Consider the following 21716-nt stretch of genomic DNA (forward strand, 5'->3'; position numbering starts at 1 on the left):
GTGTTTTTGATGAAACGAGGATCAACACTGTTTTTAAAAATAGCTATTATTCTTATTGGAATCCCAGTTCTAGCTTTGTGTATATTATTGTTACCTAAGATAGCGATGGAAGCTATTGAGCAAGCAAAAAACGGGGCCGAGTTGGCTTATGTTGTATTTGGCATGTTAATTATAATGTACGGATCAACTATTCCCTTTTATTTTGCATTGTATCAAGCATTTAGACTTTTAAAGTATATAGACGAGAACCAAGCTTTCTCACAATTATCTGTTAGGTCTCTAAATAAAATTAAAAAATGTGCCATCATAATCAGCGGCTTGTATGTAGTATCCTTACCGCTCGTCTACATTATAGCAGAGTGGGATGATGCACCTGGTCTGATATTAATCGGAATGGTTATCGTTGGTGCTTCCATGGTTATCGCTGTATTTGCTGCTGTTCTCCAAAGGCTTTTACAAGAAGCTATTAATATAAAATCAGAAAATGATTTAACGGTCTGAGGTGAAAATAATGGCGATTATAATCAATATTGATGTGATGTTGGCTAAAAGGAAAATGAGCGTAACTGAACTTTCGGAACGAGTCGGAATAACGATGGCAAACCTTTCTATATTGAAAAATGGAAAGGCAAAAGCCATTCGATTATCAACTTTAGATGCAATTTGTAAGGCATTAGAATGTCAACCCGGAGATATCTTAGAATACAGAAGTGATGAAAACACTAACTAGGGACATAGGGACAGGTCCCTTGTCCCTCCCTCTCCCACTCATTGAAATTCCTTCACTTAATTCGATCAATCACACTTTTTGAGATTCCGGTAACTCTTGAAATTTGCCGGATAGATACACCCTCCAGATTTTTAAGATTAGCTAACACAACATTCCTGTTTCTCCGGTCCATCTGCTGAAGCATACTATTGTGCGTAACGCCGGCCTCAAACAGACATTCTCTAAGCTGATCATCAGAAAGTTTTGCTCTTTTCTCTAGATCCAGACATAGATCATCATTAGTTTCCTGCATATAAACGATAAATTTTACCAATGCCGTTTTTCGGTTAGTAGAAAATAAAAGAAAACCCTTATCAATATTTACAAATTCTATGTTATGCACATATTCATGAATACTTGTCCAATTACTATCCCAAACACTTTTCACTAATCCTGCTTTTAACGGATTTTGATGTATATACCTTAATACTGTTAGAAAATAAGTATCATTTTCAACATTTTCACTCTTATACCTATCCTGAAACAAATGACCAATTCTCTCATATTTTTCGTTGTACCAATAAACATAACTAGAACTTATTCTCTTTAATATAGTGGCTAAGGACTCTCTTATTTCTTTCAATAGCAGGTGGACATGATTATCCATTAAACAATACCCGTACAATTCAAAACCGCTTATTTCTTTATATTTCGCCAGTGTCTTAATAAACTTTCTCTTGTCCTCCTCATCTTCAAAAATGGTTTGTTTATTAATTCCTCTAAGTATTATATGGTAGACACCTGTACTACTTTTTGTTCTTGCTTTTCTTGGCAATGATTATCACCTCACAATGGTTGAAGAAAAAATTGGATTTATAGGGATATGGTTGAAAAAAAGGTGGCAATTAGAGAAAATAGATACCTTAGCATACATACTAAAGATATCGAAGAAAAAAGATATGAATTAAAAATGTAAGAGAGGACTTTATATAATTATTATTCGACAAAAACTTCTAGAAACCTGCCAAGATATTGATTTTTTTCAGGAAATTAAAAATGTATTATCATAAGAAAAAAGGGACAAGGAACCTGTCCCTTTGTCCCTATTCTAAGAAGGCGTTTAACATCCAAACGTGCTTTTCTAGACTGGAGTGAATTGCTAATAGTATATCTCCGGTGGTCTCATCGTTCACCGACTCTGCCGCTAACATTCCTTGTTTCAGTTCCGAGATAATTTGAGCATAGTCATTTGAGACGATTTCCACCATACTTCTAGCCGATTCGTCTCCTTTAGCCTCTTGAACAGACGCTAATTCGAGATAACCTGACATGGTTGCTACCGGCTTTTCACCTAAAGCAAGTGATCGTTCAGCCAACTCGTCAATGTGTATAGCCGCTTCGCCAAAAAGTTCCTCAAATTTGTTATGTAACGTGAAGAACTGTTCACCTGTGACATACCAATGGTAATGATGCAATTTGACATACATTACGTTCAAATTAGCAATTTGATTATTCAGTATTTTTGTGGTCCTCATTTATTTCTCCTCCTAATTTCTTTTATTCTCATTAATTTATGTTATAGAAATTAGGCTTTCAAAAACTGTAACAAAGCTTCATTAAATTCCTCTGCATGTGTCGCATTAAAACCGTGCGGACCGCCTTCTATCACTACAAGTTTGCTACCGGCAATTTGCTCATGTGCCTTTTGACCACTTACTTCTACCGGTACAATCGCATCAGCATCACCATGGAGGATAAGTGTGGGCACGTTAAATTTCGTTAAATCCTCACGGAAATCTGTATAGCTGAACGCCGAGATGCAATCAAGCGTACCTTTTGGCGATGCAAAAGCTGCAATATCCCGATTATACAAACGGAACGCTTCACTAACCAAATCAGTTCTGTCACCCGAGGCGAAAAAAGTGGTAGTAAATGAATCAAGAAACGCCAAGCGATCCTCCTTCACTCCTTCTTGAAACCCTTTAATTGTCGCATCGTCAAGCCCTCCATCTGGGTTTTCATCGGATTTGTACAGGTAAGGTGGAATCGCACCGGCAAGTACTGCTTTGGCAATTCGCTCCGTTCCGTAGGTGCCGATGTAACGGGCAACCTCGCCGCCACCCATTGAGAAGCCAACGAGTGTTACGTCGCTAAGACCTAAATGTAAAATAAGCTTATGTAAATCGGCTGCTAACGTATCATAGTCATAACCATTCCACGGTTGAGAAGACTGTCCAAACCCACGACGATCATAAGTGATTACTCGATATCCATCTTCCACCAATGCTGATACCTGTTTCTCCCAAGATCTACCACTTAATGGCCACCCGTGAATCAACACAACTGGTTTACCTGAACCTACATCCTCATAATGAAGCTCAATTGAATTTCCATTTTCATTTCCAACCTTAACTTTTGCCATTATTAATCCCTCCAAAAATAGTTTTCATACTTACTTACCTCATCATATAATTTATAGTGGGAGAAAATAAAAAAAGACCCCGAAACGAAAAAAAGAATCCCTGAACTGCATGAAGCTTAGGATTCTTCATCTACACCAAACGGAAGAACGACCATATTATCAAAGGTTTGAGATGCCGTTTCAATCGTCATATGTCCCCCATATTTTTCACAGATCCGCTTGATGTTCATAAGTCCAAAACCATGATAATCAGCATTGTTTTTTCTACTATGCAAATCCGTTACTTCTCTATCCGTATGATTACGAATTCGTATAAATATCGCAGTTTCACTTGAACGGATGTGAACACTAATATGTCGATCATCTGCAATCTTTACTCTTTTCGAAGCCTCGATCGCATTGTCCAACATGTTTCCAAGTACCACGCACAGGTCATAGCGCTCAATTGGAAACACACGGTCAAACATATTCAGCTCCGTATCCATTCGGATCCCATTGGCCTGTCCGATATTCAGTGCATTTGTCACCAACGCGTCAATCACCAGATTTCCAGTGTTTATCTTGTGATAAGCTTCTTCAATCTTGTTCAATGTAATGCTAATATGCTCGTTTGCCTCATCTATCTTATTCCGATCGATACATTCCGCCACATACAGAAACTGCTGGTTCGTGTCGTGAATAATGCTTTTAATTTTTGTAAAGCTGTGTACCGTTTTTTCGTAGTTGGCTTCCTGGTAATCCATCTGCTTTTGCAACTGGGCGTTCTCATGCTGAAGTTGATATCTGGCAAACACCGTATCGAGAACATAGACGACAAGGACGTTCAAAATGATAAAACCGAACACAGGCACGAAATAATGAATATTTTTCTCACCATAGGTCAAGAGTACAGTCACCTGATAAATGCTAATGATCGGTACACTGAGAAACAATAAATAATATCGGTAATTCAGAGTATATCTTCTACCCTTGGTGACATACCCTATGATTAGGACAACTACAAACATGGCTATACAGCTAATCAGAAAGAGTAGTTGTTCCATTTCTTTTGATAAATTAGAGACGTCTACAGTTACGGAAGCGGAAGAATCAATTAGAAATACGCAAAAGGTATTCATAAGCGTCAGTAGTACCGTATACAGGATAGAAAACATAACCCTCAACCGAAAATCCGTTTCATACCCTAGCGACAGGCAGAAAATAACTGCCAGTGCAAGCAGTGAAGACCAGATAGGTGAAAGACTTACTGTCAAATACACAAAATCTATCGAAAAGAATACAATCCAATATATCCATTTCCTCGATTTGCTGTTTTCCTTGCCAAAAACAGAATTGAAATAGAAGTTTACTTGTACAACCATGACTAATGCGATACCCACATTCAACAACAGTAACCAAAGATCCATTGCTTCAATCCGCCTTCATAATCATAAATTTTGTACAAGTATCCTTGACTTCCTTGATCTTGGACCGTCCGATTGGTAGTTCTATTCCATTGGACATGACAACTTTACTACCGGAAAATTTAAGAACGTGATGTAGGTTAATGAGAATGGATCGATGAATTTGTAAAAAATAACTCTTCTTTAATGTCGATGCATAACTTGAAATCAATCCCTTGCCGTCATATATGGCATCGACTGTTGTAATTTTCAGTTTGCTCTTCACTGTCGGACTTTTCGCCGCCTCAATGGCTACAATATCCCTTTTCCAAAGCACAATTTCATCATATGCTGATTTAATAATTAGAATGTCTTGCTTAGTCTCCTCAAAATACCTGCACAACTTTAGCAGTTTCGCCTCAAAAACCTCCGCTCGCACTGGTTTGATTAAATACTGAAAAGTAACCACATCAAAGCTATCCAACATATACGCGGTATAACTCGTCAAAAATATAATTTGTTCGTGATGTCGCTTCATCTCTCTCAATTTCCGAGCGGTCTGAATTCCATCCAATCCAGTCATTTCAATATCAAGGATAAGTATATGAAAAGCATCCTTTTGAGTCACATAGTGTTCAATTAAATTTTCTCCCGAATCAAACTCTGCAACCTCGAAATCGATCCCGGACTTGATCGATAAGGCTAGCAGCATCTGTTTTACCTGTTCCCTCTGCCTGCCATCATCATCACATATGGCAATCCTGTACATACTTCTGCTCCTTTCATTAGGATGAAGGTGGAACTATTACCGACGCAAGAGAAACTTTACTAAGCTGATGGACATTTAGCCTACCTCTAATCCTCTAGAGTGGTTTACTATATTTTCATTCAAAAAAAAGGGATTAATTGTTGAGGTCCGAGGGGGATAGTAGAGATGGATATAAGAATAGAAGTACATATTAATAGTTTAAGTGTTTGATATCTCATTCTAGCATTCCCCTGATTAATGTCTCTATGTATTTTGTTTAATTTTTTCACTTTTATAATAACATTTTTGGGGGACATAGGGACAGGTCCCTTTGTCCCCTTGCTTCTTTTATTGGATACATTGAATAAATATATGAACCGAGACTAACACTATCCATATAACTAATGTGGGGGTATTAATGACATGAAACAGATTATTCTCTGGTCACTCTTGATATTGCCTTGGGCGGCCTTGTTTTTTTTGAAAATGGATACTGTACGCAGGTACATGCCGGTCGCTCTATTTATGACCGTTATTCATACCTTGGCATATCAAGCGGCATATCATTACGGATGGTGGAAAGAGACAGGTTCCAGTCTGTTCGGGTGGGATAAAGTCGTCCCAATTCCTTGGGTGTATGGAGCATATTTAGTTATTGTTATTTGGGTATTCCACTTTACTTTCGGGAAATTTTGGATGTATTTGACTGTCAATGTACTTTTAGATGGGTTATTTATGTACATCGTTTACCCGATATGGCAACGGATTGGGCTTGTTTCGAGTGAATCGACTTTGCCTACAATAGCGATTGTTGCTATGATGGTTGGTTTTGCAATTATCATCTATCTGTATCAAATGTGGCAGAAAGAAGTGTTTAAACAGCCTACAGCAAAGTAGCGATACCTCCTATTGAAAGACTTGTCCACGTTGACTTAATAATAGCAATTACCTTGCTCCATAAACTGTAAAAAGCAGTAGATTCCCCACATTCTACATTGGTTTGGTACTGTACATTTACCAGAAGGTTTCTACTCTGAAATCCAATCATACTCCTTGCTTATGCCTCTATTTATGGTACGGTTCCCCCTTCATTATCCGAAACCCCCGATAAACCTGCTCCAACAAAACCAACCGCATCAGCTGATGGGGAAATGTCATCTTCGAAAAAGACAAGGCATAATCACTGCGATCGCTGACTTCTTTACTCAACCCTAACGATCCACCAATAACAAAAACGATTTTACTTTTACCATGAATCATTAACTGCTCGATTTTTTCGGCAAATTTCTCAGAGGTGATCATTTGACCGATTATTTCCAGGGAAATAACGTATGCATCTGGGGAAATTTTCGACAGGATTTTTTCTCCTTCTTTCCGCTTCACTTCTACTTGTTCCGCTTCACTCATATTCTCTGGTGCTTTTTCGTCTGCTACTTCTATTATTTCCATATTAGCATAAGCGCCTAATCTTTTCATATACTCTTGTATACCCTGTTTTAAATATTTCTCCTTTAATTTTCCGACCGCTATTATGGTTATTTTCAAGATTTCTTCATCCTTCCACTTACTTCTCTTTTTATCATTCTACAAAAGCGTTTAGAAAACGCAAGGACTATTCAATATTGATTTTATTTCCATTATAACTTAACCTTAGCAGTAGGGATAATTTTTTTAATCAGCCCACTTTCATTGGAGGCGTTAACATGGAACGAATCATCTTTATTGAAACAGGAACTGGGATTGATGTTCACGGACAAAATGTGACCAAAGCCTGCCTTCGCGCTGTAGAAAACGCGATCCACTATAATTCAATGCCTGGTATAAGAGAGTATCTACCGGAACAAGATCTTAACAACATGCAAGTTAATGTAAAACTTGCTGTGCCAATGGATCAAGAACAAGTCGACATCGAACTTGTTAAACAAGAGATTCCATATGGAACAGTAACGGTAGAAGTTATCAATGGGGGCATGGCAACCACATCAGGGATTATTTTAGAAGATAAAGAAGATAAAAATGACCTGATGTACATTGTCAATGCAGCTGTAGAAGTAGGTTATTAAAAAAGTATATGGGGAGGAATGTTAATTGACGTTTATAGCGAATGCCAAGCGTTATCACGAAATTCCGTACTACCGGTGTGGCAACTCAGGAATTAAGCTTCCGGCTATCTCTTTTGGTTTATGGAACAATTTCGGAGGGGAAGACACACTAGAAAATCAACGAAGAATGCTCATGAAAGCTTTTGATTTAGGTATTACCCATTTTGACCTTGCCAATAATTATGGACCACCGGTAGGAGCTGCTGAAAAAAACTTTGGGCGTATCCTCAAAGAAGACTTCTCAAATTACCGTGATGAAATGATTATTTCTACAAAAGCAGGATTTAGAATGTGGGACGGGCCTTACGGTGATTGGGGATCCAAGAAATATTTAATCTCAAGTCTTGACCAAAGCTTACAACGAATGGACCTCGACTATGTAGATATTTTCTATCACCACCGTCCAGACCCAGAGACACCTCTTGAAGAAACAATGGCCGCACTTGACCAAATCGTCCGACAAGGAAAAGCACTTTATGTCGGTATCTCCAATTATAATGCGGAACAAACACAACAGGCTGTTGAAATTCTTAAAAAACAAAACACACCTTTTATCATTCACCAAGCCGCATATTCAATGTTAGATCGAACAATTGAAAATGGTTTAACAGATATCCTAGAGGATCATGGCATTGGCTGTATTGCCTATGTACCGTTAGCACAAGGTCTGTTAACCAGTAAATATTTAAACGGTATTCCAAAAGAGTCAAGGGCCGCGAAAGAGTTCATACCTTTCTTAAATGAACGAGATATTTCCTCTGATAAAATGCAAAAAATAAAAAGCTTGAATGAGATTGCCTTAGAACGTGGCCAGACCTTAGCTCAAATGGCGTTAGTATGGGTATTACAGCAAAAATCTGTGGTATCTGCTTTAATTGGAGCAAGCAGAGTGAGCCAAATTGAAGAAAATGTAAGTGCTTTGAATAACGCCACCTTTTCTCAAGAAGAACTACATGCAATTGATGATATATTGAATTAACTTAAAAAGCCCAAGTGCTAGCTCGGGCTTTTTAATTCTTTCTTTTCCCCTCTGTCATTCCAAACAAACACGACACCAGCCCTTGGTAAAATCCAATCATGAATATCAATTTTAATCGTATCATTTGGCAATCGTGTAATTGATTCTGCTTCATTGAGGAAAGGAATCGCTTCGACTTCCATCTTGTCTTCTAAATGCATAAACATAATTTCTACATCTTCGGTTGGTTCAGAAATCATCACAATAAACTTTTTCTGACTTTTTAATTGTGGCATTTGGAAACGTATATGAACCTTGGATAGCTCGCCTTCAGGTATATCGTTTGGTATATCTAATAATAAATGAAATCCTTCATGCCCTTGATTATTTACTACTTTATATGGTAATGCCTGGCCGTTAATTTCAATCGAGAACTGCAAGAAGTCTTGAACGAATTGTTCTAATTCCTGGTCTGTTAATTGTTTTAATAATTCATTATGTATGTCACTCACCCATAAATTTTCACGAAACAAAAATTCTGCCCTTTGGTATAATCCATCCAAGGTACTTTCTTTATAAGAAAAGCCGATCCGAACGTCTTCACTTTGTTTATAATTAATTAAGTCGCGTTCAAATGATAAGTCTTGGCGCACAAAATAATACGTGTCTTGATCAAATTCAAATCGTTTGTTGTCATTCACTTGATAGATCGGCTCTTTTTTTGTGTCCATGTACGATATATAATATTTAAAACGATGACGATATTGATAGGATTTGGTTAAATAGGACTTTATCAGTGTTTCATACAACATGCTGCCTACTGTTTTTCCTAAAATGGATTCTGTCGACTTTTGAATAAAATTCTTTTTTGATTCTGTTGAAAAATTATCAATAATTTGTTGATCCAGCATCATCGTTTCGGTCATCTTTTCCGACAACTCGCGGTCTTTTTGCTTTTGAGTAAAATAGTCATACAGGAAATTAAACAGTACAAGCGGGATCATCACCCCTACTAATGCATTAATCATATCAATGTACAAACGATCCCACGAATAAATGCCTAATAGAACATTGATTAATATTACAACAAATAATAATAACAATACGACAAAAAAGAATAAAATACTTACATTTTTAAAAGAGCGATTTAATAATGTCCTGTCTTCCTTTTTCATTCTTATGCTTCCCCCTCTAAATCCGCAACACCATAGATAGCCGTACTCTGTTCTTTATTTTGAGCCCACCAAGGATTCCCATAATCAAAATGCCACCATTCCTGATGATAATTGCTAAATCCAACTTCGATTAAGGAATGATACAACAAACGACGATTCTCTAAAATATTTTGTTCTCGCAATGTTAGTTTCTGTATTGTTGCTTTCTTTTCAAAATAAGCGGTATTAGCCATTTCGGAAAAATCATCAAATTCCGTGCCAAAATCTAGATATTCTCCAAATTCATTAATAATCGTCAGATCAACTGCTCCGCCTGTTGTATGTGGAGCAGGCGCGTTTTTATCAATGGAAGGCCATGAAACAAAATTTTCGGTTTTCTCCGACCATTCTTTTTTTGAAGCATGTGGGTTTTCTCTTTTGATTTGTTCAAAAAATTGATCATATATTGCTTTTTGAACATGATATGGTCTAAAGCCATCCCAAATCACAAATTGATAACCGGAGGGCAATTTTTGTGCCGCTTTTTCTAATAAATCTAGAACAGACTCTCTTAGATAACAATGTGACAAGGCTCCTGTGATGTTTAAATGGCTATACATCGGTTCTTCTATAATACGTTGTGATTTGTAGTCTTTTACATTCATCAATTTTTCTCCAGATTCTTTTATCATGATTTCTTTCTTTTTAAAATCGGGATGAACTTCCCCTGGAATTTTTTTATTAAACATATCGATTTCTCCTTATTTACTTCTGATACTATCATAACAAAATTGGTGATAAAACGTTATCTCTGTTTCACATGAAACAAAATATTTGTTCACAAAATTGTCACTTATGAAGCAATTTCATTTTCTATATAATTACACGTATCTGTTTAAAAAGAAAGGAAGTTTTTAATTTGCCAAGTAATAAAAAAGAGGGTATTATTTTCGGAGTTTTTATGTGTATTGGAATGGTTACGATCATGTCGGTCTACAATCTAGCTTTGCATGGATTTTCATCACTTACAGTAACTAGTGTACTTATCCAATTTGCTGTAACATTTATAATTGCTTTTATCGCAGAATCGTTAGTTGAACCACACGCGCGTAAACTAGCACTATCACTACCATATGACAAAACGAAAGAGATCAACATTATTGTCGCAATTGGTTTTTGTATGGTTCCACTAATGGTTTTGATTATGTCAGTGTATGGCCTTATTATAACGGCACTAACGATAGGAATTGAAGGATCGCTTTTAACAGTTTACTTAAAATTAGTTGGTTTAAACTTTATTGTAGCACTTCCAACACAGTTACTGATTGTTGGTCCAATCGCTCGTGCTCTATTAACTAAATTCATTAAACCCGCAACAAATCTTACGGACAGAATATGAAAGATATTAATTTTTTGTCCCTTAGATCCTTTCTTACGGACAAAAGATCTCTAAATTTTGATTTTATGTCCGTAAGATTAATTCTTATGGACAATAATTGACTGATCAGCGTATTTTTGTCCATAAGATCGCTTGTTACGGACAAAAATTTTCTTTTTTTAAAATTGTGTCCGTAAGAAATCAATTGTTCCAACAAAAATAAGCAATACAAGTTTTACACTTGTATTGCTTAAAAACAGTTGCTTAAGATGTATGCGAAACAAGAAATTCTGCTTTTCCTTCCAGACGATAATCTTGAATAGTAGCTGGTACGATAAAGTGATCACCTTTTTTAATATCAAACGATTGGTTATTGACTGTTATCGTTGCTTCACCCTCTACCAAACTCACCTGTAAGAAATCAGCTTCTCTTACTAATTCTACAGAACCGTTAAGATCCCAATGATAGACTGTAAAGTATTTCTCTTCAACTAATTTCTTTTCCGTTAAGCCTTGTTTTTCTTCAATGGTTTGCGTTAGTTCCGGCGTTTCATGTGGAACAGTGGTTACTTCTTTTGCTTGCTTTAAGTGTAATTCTCTTGTGTTTCCTTCTGAATCGGTTCGATCATAATCATATACTCGGTAGGTTATGTCTGAGCTTTGCTGTGTTTCTAGGATGACAATTCCTTTACCAATAGCGTGAATCGTTCCACTTGGTACATAAACAAAATCGCCTTTCTTTACTTTTACTTTTCGTAATAACTGATCCCACTTCCCTTGATCAATCATTTCGGTTAATTCTTGTCTTGATTGGGCATGATGACCGATGATTAATTCTGCATCATCTTCAGCACTTAATACATACCAGCATTCTGTTTTTCCGTATGCTTCATTTGCTACTTCTCTTGCATATTGATCATTTGGGTGTACTTGCACTGATAAATTATCATTTGCGTCTAATATTTTTATTAACAGTGGATAAGCTTCGGTGTTATCCACAGCCTTATTGAATAGTTCCCCGTGGTTTTTCCATGCATCTAATAACGTTTTGCCTTTTAATTCACCATTTACGATTTTACTTGGTCCGTTTTCATGTGCTGAGATCGCCCATGCCTCACCAGTTCTTTGATAGGGAATGGTGTATTGAAACTCTGTATGTAGCTTTTGTCCACCCCAAATCCGTTCCTGAAAGTTCGGTTGCAGAAAAATTGGTTCTTGATACATAAATAGACTCTCCCTTATCGTTTCTGTTCTATCTTACTAAAAAGATACTACCTTCTATATGTAAAATCAATTTATATCTATTACTTTATCCACATTTTTGTTCCCAATGCACGAAAATCAACAGTTATTAACAGATCTACAGCAAAATCATAGGCTTATCCACAAACTTATACACATACTCACATTTTTTTCGTATATATCGTATCGGAATTTATGTTCTCCACCATATATAGAATTTAACCCAAAACACAATCCACAAGATGTGAATAACTCATAAAAAATGTGGATAACAACTTTTAAAATTGTTATCCACACATTATTAATACGATAAAGATGATAATGCTACTGTTGTTTCACGTTGCTCTCCATCACGATAATAGGTAATCGTTAAGTTATCACCTATTGTTTTTTCTGAATAGAGATGTTTTCTTAAATCGACAATATTTTCAATGGCTTCGCCGTCAAGGTTGGTTATTACATCATAGGCTTCAAGTCCACCTTTGTCAGCCGGTGACATCGGCTCAACACTTCTAATATAAATGCCACCCTCTACACTCTCAGGCAGATTTAAGCTACGTTCCCACTCTACTTGTGCGATGTCGTTTAACGAATAGGCTTCTACCCCTAAATAAGCACGATTAACTTCTCCATCTTTTTCAAGTTCCTCAATAATAGGTATGGCGTCATCAATTGGTATGGCAAAACCAATACCTTCAACGGCAGATTGTGCAATTTTCATTGAATTGATCCCAATTAATTGCCCTTCCATATTTAATAACGCCCCACCACTATTACCAGGATTAATCGCTGCGTCTGTCTGAATAACTTCCGCTTGCCAATCCGCTCTACCATCCATATTAAAATCTTGTGGGATAGCACGTTGTTTTCCGCTAATAATACCTTGCGTTACCGAACCAGATAAATGCATTCCAAGCGGATTTCCGATCGCGATTGCTGGTTCGCCAACATGAACGTTTGCGGAATTACCTAATTCGATTGCTTTCGTTACATAACTAGCATCCATTTCAATCACGGCTAAATCCGTGTATAAATCACTACCGACAACTGTTGCTTCTACCTTTTCTTCATCTGAGAGGACAACCTCAATTTGATCAGCTTCTTGTATGACATGATAATTGGTCACAATAAACGCACGATCGCCTTCGATTTTATAAATGACACCAGATCCAGTTCCTTCTTCGCCAGACTCTTCCTGTTGCCAGAAATCTAATTGATTTTGAATATTGGTAACGCCAACCACTGCTGGAGATACTTCTGCGACAATTTCTGAGATTCTAGTCGATATATCCACTGCTACATTTGTCACACTTGTTGGTGACGGGGTGTTACCCTCTATTTCACTACTGTACGATGACTCTGTAGGATCACTGCCGATAATTACTTGGTATGGCAGGAGGTTGTTGGTGACCAAAGACGGTAACAGTACCGCAAATAAAAACGCCCCTAATACAACACCAATGATAAAAGGCATCAGCCATTTATTTTTCTTTTGTTTTTGTCTGGACAAATAATGGTCATCATAGTAGCCCATTACTTCACCTTCTTTACTAAATTACACTACTTCATAGATCGGCGTTGGTACTTTTGGATCTGTATCATGTAGTGATAATTGATCGCCAAGTGCAAAACCATAGTCCGTTAAACCATTTTCCACTGACATTCTTGCTAAATCCTTCATGTTATTATCTTTGCTTAAATGGGCCAAATAAATACGTTTAGTTTCATTTTCAATGATATCCTTTAATGCGATCGCACAGTCTTCGTTTGAAACATGACCACTATCGCCCAAGATACGTCGTTTGACGCTCCAAGGATAGCGCCCCATTCTCAGCATTCCTACATCATGGTTTGCTTCGAAAATAAGCGCGTCTGCTCCTTGTACGGTTTTTTTGATTCTTTCCGATACATACCCTAAATCCGTTACAAGGGCCACTTTCTTTCCATTATGATGGAAGGTATAAAACATTGGCTCTGCCGCATCGTGCGAAACAGCAAAGGATTCTACATCGATATCACCAAATGTTTTCGTTTCTTCCATGTTAAAGACAAACTTTTGATCCAATTCAATTTTTCCGATTGCATGATCCATTGCCTTCCACGTCTTTTCGTTGGCATATATCGGCAAATTATACTTTCTTGCAAATATGCCCAGACCCTTAATATGGTCACTATGTTCGTGTGTTACTAATATTTTCGACAAACTATTTGGATCTACATTAATTTCTGAAAATAAACGAGTCATTTCCTTACCACTTAATCCCGCATCCACTAATATCTTTTCTTTCTCGGTCCCGATATAAAAAGCATTCCCCGTACTACCGGATGCTAATACACTAAAATGAAAAGTCATTTCTTACTCCACTCCGTTTGTTAACTCTATATTGTCTAGTAGTCTTTCTAAAAGTTGTTCTAAATCTTCTTCTTCCCAATCTTCATTGCTTGCTTCGATGACAGCTGAACTTCCTTCAACAAAATATTCTGCTATCTGATCCTTCATTTCGATGATAAATTCATTCTTCTCTCTGATTGTATAATGACTTTCAACAGCATTCACATAGAAATGTTCGTCATTATTTACTTCAAACTCCCAGGTAGGAGCTAGCATTTGCACACCATTTGGTAATGGTAATAAGTTGTGATAACCAAGCCTTACTTCTTTGGTAATTTCATCACCTGATACAATATTACCTTCACTAAAATACAATCCAGTAAGTGCATCAAATGGTTTATTAATTTCCTCTTGTTCGGTTTCCTCGTCCGCTTTTTCCAACATTGTTTGTACATAATGAACCACTTCATTTTGTTCATTTTCCTGAATTAACAAGACACCGCTCAAATTAAAATAGATTGGACGATCAATTGTTTGGAAAAATATGTGCGTATTCGTCTTTTCATCTTTTCCAAAATACTGATAGCTGTCGAAATTCCAAATATGTTCGCTCAATGCTTCTGTATTTTCTTCGACACTTATTGCTAAGGGAGATTCCATTTGTGAAATAATCAAATGATTATCAATAACTATATTATTTTGATCGGGCAACTCCATTATTTCTTTCGTTTCTTCTTCGGTAAATTCCTTACGTTGAGCATATAACATTGCTTCCTCTGCTGGAGGTTCCTCGGGAATATGATCTAAACCATTCACATTATTTCTGACATTTTCTTCTCTTGACATATCTTCTATTAAAGGTAAATCACCTGTTAAATTTTCTAAAAAATGATTTAACAAAAATATATTTAGGATAAGAAAACAAAGAATGAAAAGTGTTTTAATTTGTCCCCATTGCATTTGTATTCCCTCCTTGACTAGCAGAAGTAGCATCACTGGTTACATATTCCCATCCAGCATGTGTTTCAATAATCCAAGTTGGGATTAAATCGAAAACTTGCCCTCCTTGTTCAATCCGATAACCTAGTTGAATATCTAAAATCTGATTATAGGAAATATCCTCACTTCGCTCTAAGTACTTAATTAATTCTTCCCCTTGCATTAAAGAAGTAGGTGTACGATCATAAGAAAACGTTAATTGCATGAGAGGGCGCGCATATTGATATTCACTTAGGTTTCGATACTCCACAGACATTGATGCGAAACCTTGATTAGAGAAAATCGGATAGTTGTCATAAACCATTCGATATTCAATCCAATTGCTGATTTCATTTAAATTATACAAGCGATATTGAATACTTTGATCTACTAGCCAACCATTATGAGCATTAATATACTCAATCGAATTGGAAAGAAGATAATCAGCAATATTACTATTTCCATTCTGTTGTTGCATGCCTTGGTCTTGCAAATTTTCCGATGTAGTCGGATCTGTGAATTCCATGGCATGTCCCTTTACAGCTAGCTCTCTGTAGCCATCACTGTATACCTCACCGCCTTCATAGTTTGGTGAGCTTGCAACATTAGAAGTATTCGGGAAAAAGATCTCTAGGAAATTTAGCGAATCAGGGTTAATTGTCTCATAACGAAACTTACGCCCCATAATATTCGGTTCTGTTGGAATATAGACTATATTATTAGTTAACTCTACTTCTAGATAAGGAGTAAAATCATGAACTAAATGGAGACGATTAAAATACTCTGCAACTTCAGACATATTTTGAACATTAGCTCGAATATCAATTCCATCCGATTCACTATTATCAAAAACGATTTGCTGATTTGTCACATCTTCATCTACAACCAAATAAACCTTTTTGAATTTACTATCGATCACCATACTATCATCTGTTGAAAATACTTCATTTATTTGGGAAGAAGGAAGCGAGGTTGGGAAAATAATTTCAATCATCTTTTCCGTTTCCTCTTTATTAAACTCCTCTTCCTCTGAAATCATTTCAAAATCATAAAGAGACCATTCTGAAATATCGTTAAACACAGATAATTCGGTTTCTTTTTCCGTAAAACCCATTAAAGAATCTCTATCATGTATAACAATTTGAGAGGGTTGAATCAAGTCGTTTTTTGTTAATTCAGCACCATTTAATTGAGCATCTGCTGCTTGATCTCTTCTAGAATTTTCATAATTCCCCTGGTAATTCCATATACCTAACGTTAATAACAAACTTAATGAAACTAAAAAGACGAGCAACACCGTTTTTAGCAGTTCTATTTTCATCTTCTACTACCTCGCTTTCTGTTCATGAGCGGTAGTGTAAAATTAATAGTCGTTCCTTGTCCTTCTTTACTAGTTGCCCAAATTTTTCCGTGGTGTACGTCAATTATTTCCTTGGAAATAGCTAGCCCTAAACCAGTTCCTCCAAGTTCACGTGATCTTGCCTTATCTACACGATAAAAACGTTCAAATATTTTATCTAATTTTTCACGGGCTATCCCTAACCCTTGATCACTAATACTGATTCGTAATCGATTTTGTTCTTTTACAGCTTGGAAGGAAATTTTTCCGCCTTCTGGTGAATATTTAATCGCATTCGATAGAATATTGTCTGTTACTTGTGTTATTTTATCTTGATCAACCCAAACAAATATCCGTTCATTCGGGATTTTACGTTCAAAATCAATTAGTTCTGTCTTATTCATTTCAAATCGATCTAGAATATGGTGTAAGACAGGGACAATATCGATTTTTTCTTTGAAAATTGCACTTTCCTTATGATCCATTTTAGATAATTGTAATAAATCGTTAACTAACCGAATCATTCTTTCCGTTTCATTTTGAGTTACTTGTATAAATTGTGGTGCTAATTCTTTATCTTCCAATGCACCACCATCTGTCAGCGCTTCTAAATAACTTCTCATTGTGGTTAATGGTGTTCTTAATTCATGTGAAACATTGGAAACAAATTCTTTCCGTTCGCGATCCACTTTCTCTTGTTCGGTAACATCACTGATCACCGTAATTAATCCCGAAAAGTTGCCTTCTTCATCTTGTACGATGGAAAAGTTTGCTTTCATTAAAAATAATTGATCCTCATCACTAAAATCAATTGTCAAAGAACCTGTTTCTTCTAATTCCTGTACATTAATTACTTTATCTTCTATCTGCAGAATTTCCACGATCGGTTGTCCCTTAGCTTCATGGAGTGTCATACCAATGAGATGGGTAGCAGGATCATTCATTAACGTAATCCTTCCATGTTCATCAGTTGCGATCACACCATCAGACATATTAGAAAGGACGGAACTTAACTTTCTTCGTTCTTCTTCTGTTGTTTGATTTGCTAATTTTAAACGATCATTCATATCATTAAATGTAATTGCCAATTGGCCAATTTCATCTTGCCCATAAACATTTACCTTTTTTGTGAAATCTCCTCTTGCCATTACCATTGCCTGTTTTCGCATCTCGGTTATAGGTTTGGTAATGGTGCGAGCTACCAAAACCCCTAAAATGATAGATACGAATGTTGCTAGAATCGTGCCATTAAGAAAAATACGATTAATTTCTTCTAGTTGCGTATATACCTCTTCAATGGAGGATTCGGTATAGATAGCACCAACCGGAACATCTCCATCCATGATAGGTATCGTCCGAACTAAAACTCGATCCTTGGCATTCCTTTTTATATCCTCTTTTTGTTGTCCATGAACGACAGCTAAACGAATACTTGTATTACCCGATATTTTTTTGCCTATCATATCAAGGCGATTGGCACCAAGTACACGAAATTGAGAATCGATCACTTTTAAATCAGAAAAAATCTCACCAGAATATGTTGATCCAGAATACCTTGAGGTTATATTCCGTACTTCTTCTTGTAAGGTTAGACTCTCTTCATCATCTGATCGTTCTTTTAGAAAGGCCTCCTCTAAATTGCTTTCCAATACATTTAATCTTTCCTCAACATTCTGATAATGGTTGTTATATAAACTATCCTCTAATTTTTGTGCAAAATAGGTACCAATTACTTGAATTGCTAATAACAAAAATAAAGTGAGAATAACAATAATTTTTAGCCGAATCGACTGAAAAAAGCTAACTCTTTTCATAAGACATTACTCCTGTTCAGGATTACGCAAATAATAGCCGACACCTCTTCTAGTAACGATCCATAAAGGATTACTCGGATTGTCTTCAATTTTCTCTCGGAGCCTTCTAACGGTGACATCTACCGTTCGCACATCTCCATAATAATCATAACCCCAAACAGTTTCTAGCAAATGTTCTCTTGTCATGACTTGTCCAATATGACGTGCTAGATAATGAAGTAATTCAAATTCACGATGGGTTAATTCGATGTATTCGCCATCTTTGGTAACGGTATAGGCATCTGGATGAATAACCAATGTTCCGATCGAAATATCTTTTGTATCCCTTTTTTGATTGGCTGGCTCTACTTGTAGTCGTCTCAGATTCGCCTTCACTCTTGCCACTAACTCTCTGTTACTAAAAGGCTTTGTTACATAGTCATCTGCACCTAATTCTAGTCCTAACACTTTATCGATCTCAGCGTCTTTCGCTGTTAACATAATGATAGGCATACTATGCGTTTTTCTTACTTCACGGCATACTTCATTGCCGTCTTTATTTGGTAACATAATATCTAACAGAATTAAATCTGGATCTTTAGTAGTTGCTAATTCAATTGCCTCGTCACCGTCATAGGCACATAAAACTTCGTAACCTTCTTTTTCTAAATTGAATTTTAATATATCTGCAATAGGCTTTTCGTCATCTACAACTAATATTTTTTGACTCATAAAAGCACGTCCTTTTTAAAATTAAATTTTCCTTCATGTTCTATTCTAACCGAAAATAGCAAAAATGTCTTATCGTATTGTACGCTGTTTATTTGAAAAACGAAGCGCTAGTTTCTTTGTTTTAGATGATATATTGGTTTATCAGACAGAAGAGTGCTTCTTCTCCGTTTGTTTTGGGCGATATGTTGGTTTATCGGACATTAGACTGCCTCTTCTCCGCTTGGTTTGGGCGATATATTGGTTTATCGGACATTAGACTGCCTCTTCTCCGCTTGGTTTGGGCGATATATTGGTTTATCGGACATTAGACTGCCTCTTCTCCGCTTGGTTTGGGCGATATGTTGGTTTTTATTAAGAAAACCTTGCATTCGCTTAGCCTTTAGTTAGTGCTGAAGCTGTTCCAATCACTATTTTTACTAAAGTGTGAAAAAAACCCTTGCTACTTTTTAAAGTGGACCCTATGTCAAGGACACTTTGAAAAAAACCACTAACTTTCATCACTCATACCTCTTATACTTGTTCCATAGGAGGAGCGATGACATGTCAAAGCACACGCTCAAAACCGAGAGCGTGTGCTTTTGTCATCCAATATGATGATGAATTATTCTAAAAGTTTAATCACACTAGAGTTTTCCGTTTTCCAAGAAGAGCACAGGTTAGGAACCTATCCAAATTGGATGGTAAGATATTTTGAAATCCTTTCAGAAAAAGAACAATGGCAATACTTTTTAGAATATCGACAGGTAACCTACCAAATGATTTCTACATCGTACTTCATTGATCAGTTAAAATGGATCTTGAAACATTCATCCATTGAATTAGAGTACGACCTATATGTACAGGCAATGTTGGACCCTGATTTTTCTGTAAATGATGTTTTTCAATCAGGGCGATTTGATGAACTGCATAAAAAATATGGGCAACGATTTAAAGAAGATTTCAGTTCTGTTTTTGAACCGTTGGAACCTCCGGTGTCTTCACTAGATGAGCAAGAGGATAATCTCCCGTTTGAATAAATTCCGCATATTGGTTTGGGGATAATTTTGCGAGATTCCACTGATAACGGTCATTGTTGTAGTAATCCATATAGTCATCCATTTTTACACAAAGTTCCTTAAACGTATTGACGTTTTTCAGACTTCCCAAATCATCTTTCATGTGACCAAAGAAAGATTCTTGCGGTGCATTGTCCCAACAGTTCCCACGCCGTGACATCGATTGACGTAATTCTTTGTCATTTAGTAGAGATTGAAATTTCATACTTGTATAGTGTATGCCTTGATCGGAATGGATCAAGGTTTTTTGGCTTTTAGGAATAGAATGGTTTTCTACCAATTGTTCCATACAAGTCAAAACAAAGTCTACTTCCAACGATTCACTCGGCACATACGAAAGAATTTGGTTGGTGTAAGCATCTTTAATCGTTACTAAATAAGCTTTATTGCCTTGTCCAAAGAACAAATATGTAATATCTGTAAGTAGAACTATTTTGGGACCGTGAGCTTTAAATTGACGATTCAAATGGTTAGGCTTTGTCATGTTTTCTTGTTTTGCCTTTGCCATTTGTTTGTATGGATTGGGTTTTCTAATCGGACATATCAAATGATATTTATTCATCAATCGTCGAATCTTCTTACGATTCATCACGATTCCTGTTTGTAGCAAACGCATATGAATACCTCTTGAGCCCTTATTATATCCACGATGTTGGTACGCTTCCAGAATGGATTCAAAAGCAGCACGATCTTGCCTTTCTCGCTCATTACGTCTTTCTTCATTCTTAAACCACGCATAATAACCTGAGCGAGAAACGTGTGCAATCTCACATAGCCACTTGATATTTAAGAGGTTATGATCTCGTTCCGTTAATGTTTGGATAAGTTGATATTTTTCTTGTGCAAAGCTTTGGCTGCTTTGCGATCGATAAAATTCATTTTTTTTAAAGCTTCAATTTGTTGTTTTTGTATAGTTACTTGATGTTTAAGATAGGCGATTTCCTCGTCAGGTGTGCGCTCTTTCGTTGAAACTCGGCCAGAATGATGGGCACGTAAATCTGTAAAACCAGCTTCTCTCTCTGCCATTTTCCGCACTCTATGAGAAAACGATTTAATTCTTTCTTGCCCCACCACCTTCGTATCAAATCCAGCTTCTCTAAAGATTTGCGTAGGAAATTTACCAAGATCTAGTTCATTCTTGAAATGTTGTTTGAAGACGTCTGAATAAGTAATAGCTTTGTTCGAAACCTTATCAACATAAGGATTTTTTCTCAATTCTTCAGCTTGCTTATCCGAGAAATAATGCACACCCATATTATCAACCTCACTTATGATTATAAAATAATTATACGACAAAGAACCCTGCAAAACAGAACTGATAGGTAGTTTTTTATCAGTGTCTGTTTTACAGGGTCCATTTTATTTTGTAACAAGGGTTTTAATATATTTAGT

General features: G+C 36.5%; 24 protein-coding genes. 7 read left to right on the forward strand and 17 right to left on the reverse strand.

Annotated elements, in window-relative coordinates:
* The first annotated feature begins 9 nt into the window (after positions 1 to 9).
* Entirely contained in the window at positions 10 to 501 is a 492-nt protein-coding gene (locus BN3107_RS18765) for a DUF2975 domain-containing protein (protein ID WP_058309139.1), read from the forward strand.
* 10 nt (positions 502 to 511) lie between these two features.
* Positions 512 to 730, forward strand: coding sequence for a helix-turn-helix domain-containing protein (locus BN3107_RS18770; RefSeq protein WP_058309140.1), 219 nt, complete (start codon positions 512 to 514; stop codon positions 728 to 730).
* A 52-nt stretch (positions 731 to 782) separates the two neighbouring features.
* On the opposite strand, the gene BN3107_RS18775 is transcribed toward BN3107_RS18770, so the two are convergent.
* The 5 genes from BN3107_RS18775 to BN3107_RS18795 all read right to left on the reverse strand — a co-directional run bounded on the left by BN3107_RS18775 (position 783) and on the right by BN3107_RS18795 (position 5282).
* Positions 783 to 1544, reverse strand: coding sequence for a transposase (locus BN3107_RS18775; RefSeq protein WP_058309141.1), 762 nt, complete (start codon positions 1542 to 1544; stop codon positions 783 to 785).
* A gap of 268 nt (positions 1545 to 1812) precedes the next feature.
* Positions 1813 to 2244: a Dps family protein gene (locus BN3107_RS18780; protein ID WP_058309142.1), complete on the reverse strand. Its 432-nt coding sequence runs from the start codon at positions 2242 to 2244 to the stop codon at positions 1813 to 1815.
* Positions 2245 to 2294: 50 nt separating this feature from the next.
* A complete protein-coding gene (locus BN3107_RS18785) occupies positions 2295 to 3131 on the reverse strand; it encodes an alpha/beta fold hydrolase (protein ID WP_058309143.1) in 837 nt (278 codons plus the stop codon).
* Positions 3132 to 3247: 116 nt separating this feature from the next.
* A complete protein-coding gene (locus BN3107_RS18790; protein WP_058309144.1) occupies positions 3248 to 4537 on the reverse strand; it encodes a sensor histidine kinase in 1290 nt (429 codons plus the stop codon).
* Positions 4538 to 4541: 4 nt separating this feature from the next.
* A complete protein-coding gene (locus BN3107_RS18795; protein ID WP_058309145.1) occupies positions 4542 to 5282 on the reverse strand; it encodes a LytR/AlgR family response regulator transcription factor in 741 nt (246 codons plus the stop codon).
* Positions 5283 to 5684: 402 nt separating this feature from the next.
* Between BN3107_RS18795 and BN3107_RS18800 the strand changes: the two genes are divergently transcribed.
* A complete protein-coding gene (locus BN3107_RS18800) occupies positions 5685 to 6158 on the forward strand; it encodes a hypothetical protein (RefSeq protein WP_058309146.1) in 474 nt (157 codons plus the stop codon).
* Between the two features lie 168 nt (positions 6159 to 6326).
* Here BN3107_RS18800 and rlmH read toward each other — a convergent pair whose 3' ends face one another.
* Complete coding sequence (gene rlmH, locus BN3107_RS18805; protein ID WP_058309147.1) at positions 6327 to 6806, reverse strand: 23S rRNA (pseudouridine(1915)-N(3))-methyltransferase RlmH; 480 nt, start codon at positions 6804 to 6806, stop codon at positions 6327 to 6329.
* 158 nt (positions 6807 to 6964) lie between these two features.
* Here rlmH and BN3107_RS18810 point away from each other — a divergent pair, with 158 nt between their 5' ends.
* Together BN3107_RS18810 and mgrA are read left to right on the forward strand one after the other, a co-directional pair.
* Positions 6965 to 7324: a Lin0512 family protein gene (locus tag BN3107_RS18810; protein WP_058309148.1), complete on the forward strand. Its 360-nt coding sequence runs from the start codon at positions 6965 to 6967 to the stop codon at positions 7322 to 7324.
* Positions 7325 to 7349: 25 nt separating this feature from the next.
* Positions 7350 to 8342 (forward strand): L-glyceraldehyde 3-phosphate reductase, encoded by a 993-nt coding sequence (mgrA, locus tag BN3107_RS18815; protein ID WP_058309149.1) that lies wholly within the window; start codon positions 7350 to 7352, stop codon positions 8340 to 8342.
* Positions 8343 to 8359: 17 nt separating this feature from the next.
* On the opposite strand, the gene BN3107_RS18820 is transcribed toward mgrA, so the two are convergent.
* A complete protein-coding gene (locus BN3107_RS18820; protein ID WP_058309150.1) occupies positions 8360 to 9496 on the reverse strand; it encodes a hypothetical protein in 1137 nt (378 codons plus the stop codon).
* A 2-nt stretch (positions 9497 to 9498) separates the two neighbouring features.
* Complete coding sequence (locus BN3107_RS18825; RefSeq protein ID WP_058309151.1) at positions 9499 to 10224, reverse strand: M15 family metallopeptidase; 726 nt, start codon at positions 10222 to 10224, stop codon at positions 9499 to 9501.
* Between the two features lie 170 nt (positions 10225 to 10394).
* On the opposite strand from BN3107_RS18825, the gene BN3107_RS18830 reads away from it, so the two are divergent.
* Entirely contained in the window at positions 10395 to 10874 is a 480-nt protein-coding gene (locus BN3107_RS18830) for a DUF2798 domain-containing protein (RefSeq protein WP_058309152.1), read from the forward strand.
* Between the two features lie 243 nt (positions 10875 to 11117).
* Here the strand turns inward: BN3107_RS18830 and manA are convergent, their stop codons facing one another.
* The 7 genes from manA to yycF all read right to left on the reverse strand — a co-directional run bounded on the left by manA (position 11118) and on the right by yycF (position 19269).
* Positions 11118 to 12077, reverse strand: a complete 960-nt coding sequence (gene manA, locus BN3107_RS18835; RefSeq protein WP_058309153.1) for a mannose-6-phosphate isomerase, class I — start codon at positions 12075 to 12077, stop codon at positions 11118 to 11120.
* Positions 12078 to 12396: 319 nt separating this feature from the next.
* Positions 12397 to 13629, reverse strand: a complete 1233-nt coding sequence (locus BN3107_RS18840; protein ID WP_058309154.1) for a S1C family serine protease — start codon at positions 13627 to 13629, stop codon at positions 12397 to 12399.
* Positions 13630 to 13650: 21 nt separating this feature from the next.
* Positions 13651 to 14448 carry an MBL fold metallo-hydrolase gene (locus BN3107_RS18845; protein WP_058309155.1) on the reverse strand — a complete coding sequence of 266 codons (798 nt, stop codon included), beginning with the start codon at positions 14446 to 14448 and terminating at the stop codon, positions 13651 to 13653.
* 3 nt (positions 14449 to 14451) lie between these two features.
* Positions 14452 to 15387: a two-component system regulatory protein YycI gene (locus tag BN3107_RS18850; RefSeq protein WP_058309156.1), complete on the reverse strand. Its 936-nt coding sequence runs from the start codon at positions 15385 to 15387 to the stop codon at positions 14452 to 14454.
* Positions 15368 to 16726, reverse strand: a complete 1359-nt coding sequence (locus tag BN3107_RS18855; RefSeq protein ID WP_058309157.1) for a YycH family regulatory protein — start codon at positions 16724 to 16726, stop codon at positions 15368 to 15370. The genes BN3107_RS18850 and BN3107_RS18855 overlap by 20 nt, the downstream gene beginning before the upstream one ends.
* Positions 16723 to 18558, reverse strand: a complete 1836-nt coding sequence (walK, locus tag BN3107_RS18860) for a cell wall metabolism sensor histidine kinase WalK (protein ID WP_058309158.1) — start codon at positions 18556 to 18558, stop codon at positions 16723 to 16725. The genes BN3107_RS18855 and walK overlap by 4 nt, the downstream gene beginning before the upstream one ends.
* Positions 18559 to 18564: 6 nt before the next feature.
* On the reverse strand, positions 18565 to 19269 hold the full coding sequence (gene yycF, locus BN3107_RS18865) for a response regulator YycF (RefSeq protein ID WP_058309159.1): 705 nt from the start codon (positions 19267 to 19269) through the stop codon (positions 18565 to 18567).
* Between the two features lie 578 nt (positions 19270 to 19847).
* Here yycF and BN3107_RS18870 point away from each other — a divergent pair.
* Positions 19848 to 20285, forward strand: coding sequence for a hypothetical protein (locus tag BN3107_RS18870; protein WP_058309160.1), 438 nt, complete (start codon positions 19848 to 19850; stop codon positions 20283 to 20285).
* Here BN3107_RS18870 and BN3107_RS18875 read toward each other — a convergent pair.
* Complete coding sequence (locus tag BN3107_RS18875; RefSeq protein WP_058309161.1) at positions 20209 to 21147, reverse strand: IS3 family transposase; 939 nt, start codon at positions 21145 to 21147, stop codon at positions 20209 to 20211. The two genes, BN3107_RS18870 and BN3107_RS18875, sit on opposite strands and share 77 nt — an antisense overlap.
* Complete coding sequence (locus tag BN3107_RS18880) at positions 21135 to 21578, reverse strand: HTH domain-containing protein (RefSeq protein WP_058309162.1); 444 nt, start codon at positions 21576 to 21578, stop codon at positions 21135 to 21137. Before BN3107_RS18880 ends, BN3107_RS18875 begins: the two co-directional genes overlap by 13 nt.
* Between the last annotated feature and the right edge of the window lie 138 nt (positions 21579 to 21716).

Origin of the sequence: Gracilibacillus massiliensis (genome assembly GCF_001458115.1) — a bacterium.
GTDB lineage: Bacteria > Bacillota > Bacilli > Bacillales > Amphibacillaceae > Gracilibacillus > Gracilibacillus massiliensis.

Bases quoted from the DNA above. Each gene is read 5' to 3' on its own strand.
- BN3107_RS18790 (WP_058309144.1), bottom strand. From the start codon at position 4,537: ATGGATCTTTGGTTACTGTTGTTGAATGTGGGTATCGCATTAGTCATG.
- manA (WP_058309153.1), bottom strand. From the start codon at position 12,077: ATGTATCAAGAACCAATTTTTCTGCAACCGAACTTTCAGGAACGGATT.
- BN3107_RS18800 (WP_058309146.1), top strand. From the start codon at position 5,685: ATGAAACAGATTATTCTCTGGTCACTCTTGATATTGCCTTGGGCGGCC.
- BN3107_RS18765 (WP_058309139.1), top strand. From the start codon at position 10: ATGAAACGAGGATCAACACTGTTTTTAAAAATAGCTATTATTCTTATT.
- BN3107_RS18785 (WP_058309143.1), bottom strand. From the start codon at position 3,131: ATGGCAAAAGTTAAGGTTGGAAATGAAAATGGAAATTCAATTGAGCTT.
- walK (WP_058309158.1), bottom strand. From the start codon at position 18,558: ATGAAAAGAGTTAGCTTTTTTCAGTCGATTCGGCTAAAAATTATTGTT.
- BN3107_RS18820 (WP_058309150.1), bottom strand. From the start codon at position 9,496: ATGAAAAAGGAAGACAGGACATTATTAAATCGCTCTTTTAAAAATGTA.
- BN3107_RS18770 (WP_058309140.1), top strand. From the start codon at position 512: ATGGCGATTATAATCAATATTGATGTGATGTTGGCTAAAAGGAAAATG.
- BN3107_RS18780 (WP_058309142.1), bottom strand. From the start codon at position 2,244: ATGAGGACCACAAAAATACTGAATAATCAAATTGCTAATTTGAACGTA.
- BN3107_RS18855 (WP_058309157.1), bottom strand. From the start codon at position 16,726: ATGAAAATAGAACTGCTAAAAACGGTGTTGCTCGTCTTTTTAGTTTCA.
- BN3107_RS18880 (WP_058309162.1), bottom strand. From the start codon at position 21,578: ATGGGTGTGCATTATTTCTCGGATAAGCAAGCTGAAGAATTGAGAAAA.
- BN3107_RS18825 (WP_058309151.1), bottom strand. From the start codon at position 10,224: ATGTTTAATAAAAAAATTCCAGGGGAAGTTCATCCCGATTTTAAAAAG.
- BN3107_RS18840 (WP_058309154.1), bottom strand. From the start codon at position 13,629: ATGGGCTACTATGATGACCATTATTTGTCCAGACAAAAACAAAAGAAA.
- BN3107_RS18795 (WP_058309145.1), bottom strand. From the start codon at position 5,282: ATGTACAGGATTGCCATATGTGATGATGATGGCAGGCAGAGGGAACAG.
- yycF (WP_058309159.1), bottom strand. From the start codon at position 19,269: ATGAGTCAAAAAATATTAGTTGTAGATGACGAAAAGCCTATTGCAGAT.
- BN3107_RS18845 (WP_058309155.1), bottom strand. From the start codon at position 14,448: ATGACTTTTCATTTTAGTGTATTAGCATCCGGTAGTACGGGGAATGCT.
- BN3107_RS18850 (WP_058309156.1), bottom strand. From the start codon at position 15,387: ATGCAATGGGGACAAATTAAAACACTTTTCATTCTTTGTTTTCTTATC.
- BN3107_RS18810 (WP_058309148.1), top strand. From the start codon at position 6,965: ATGGAACGAATCATCTTTATTGAAACAGGAACTGGGATTGATGTTCAC.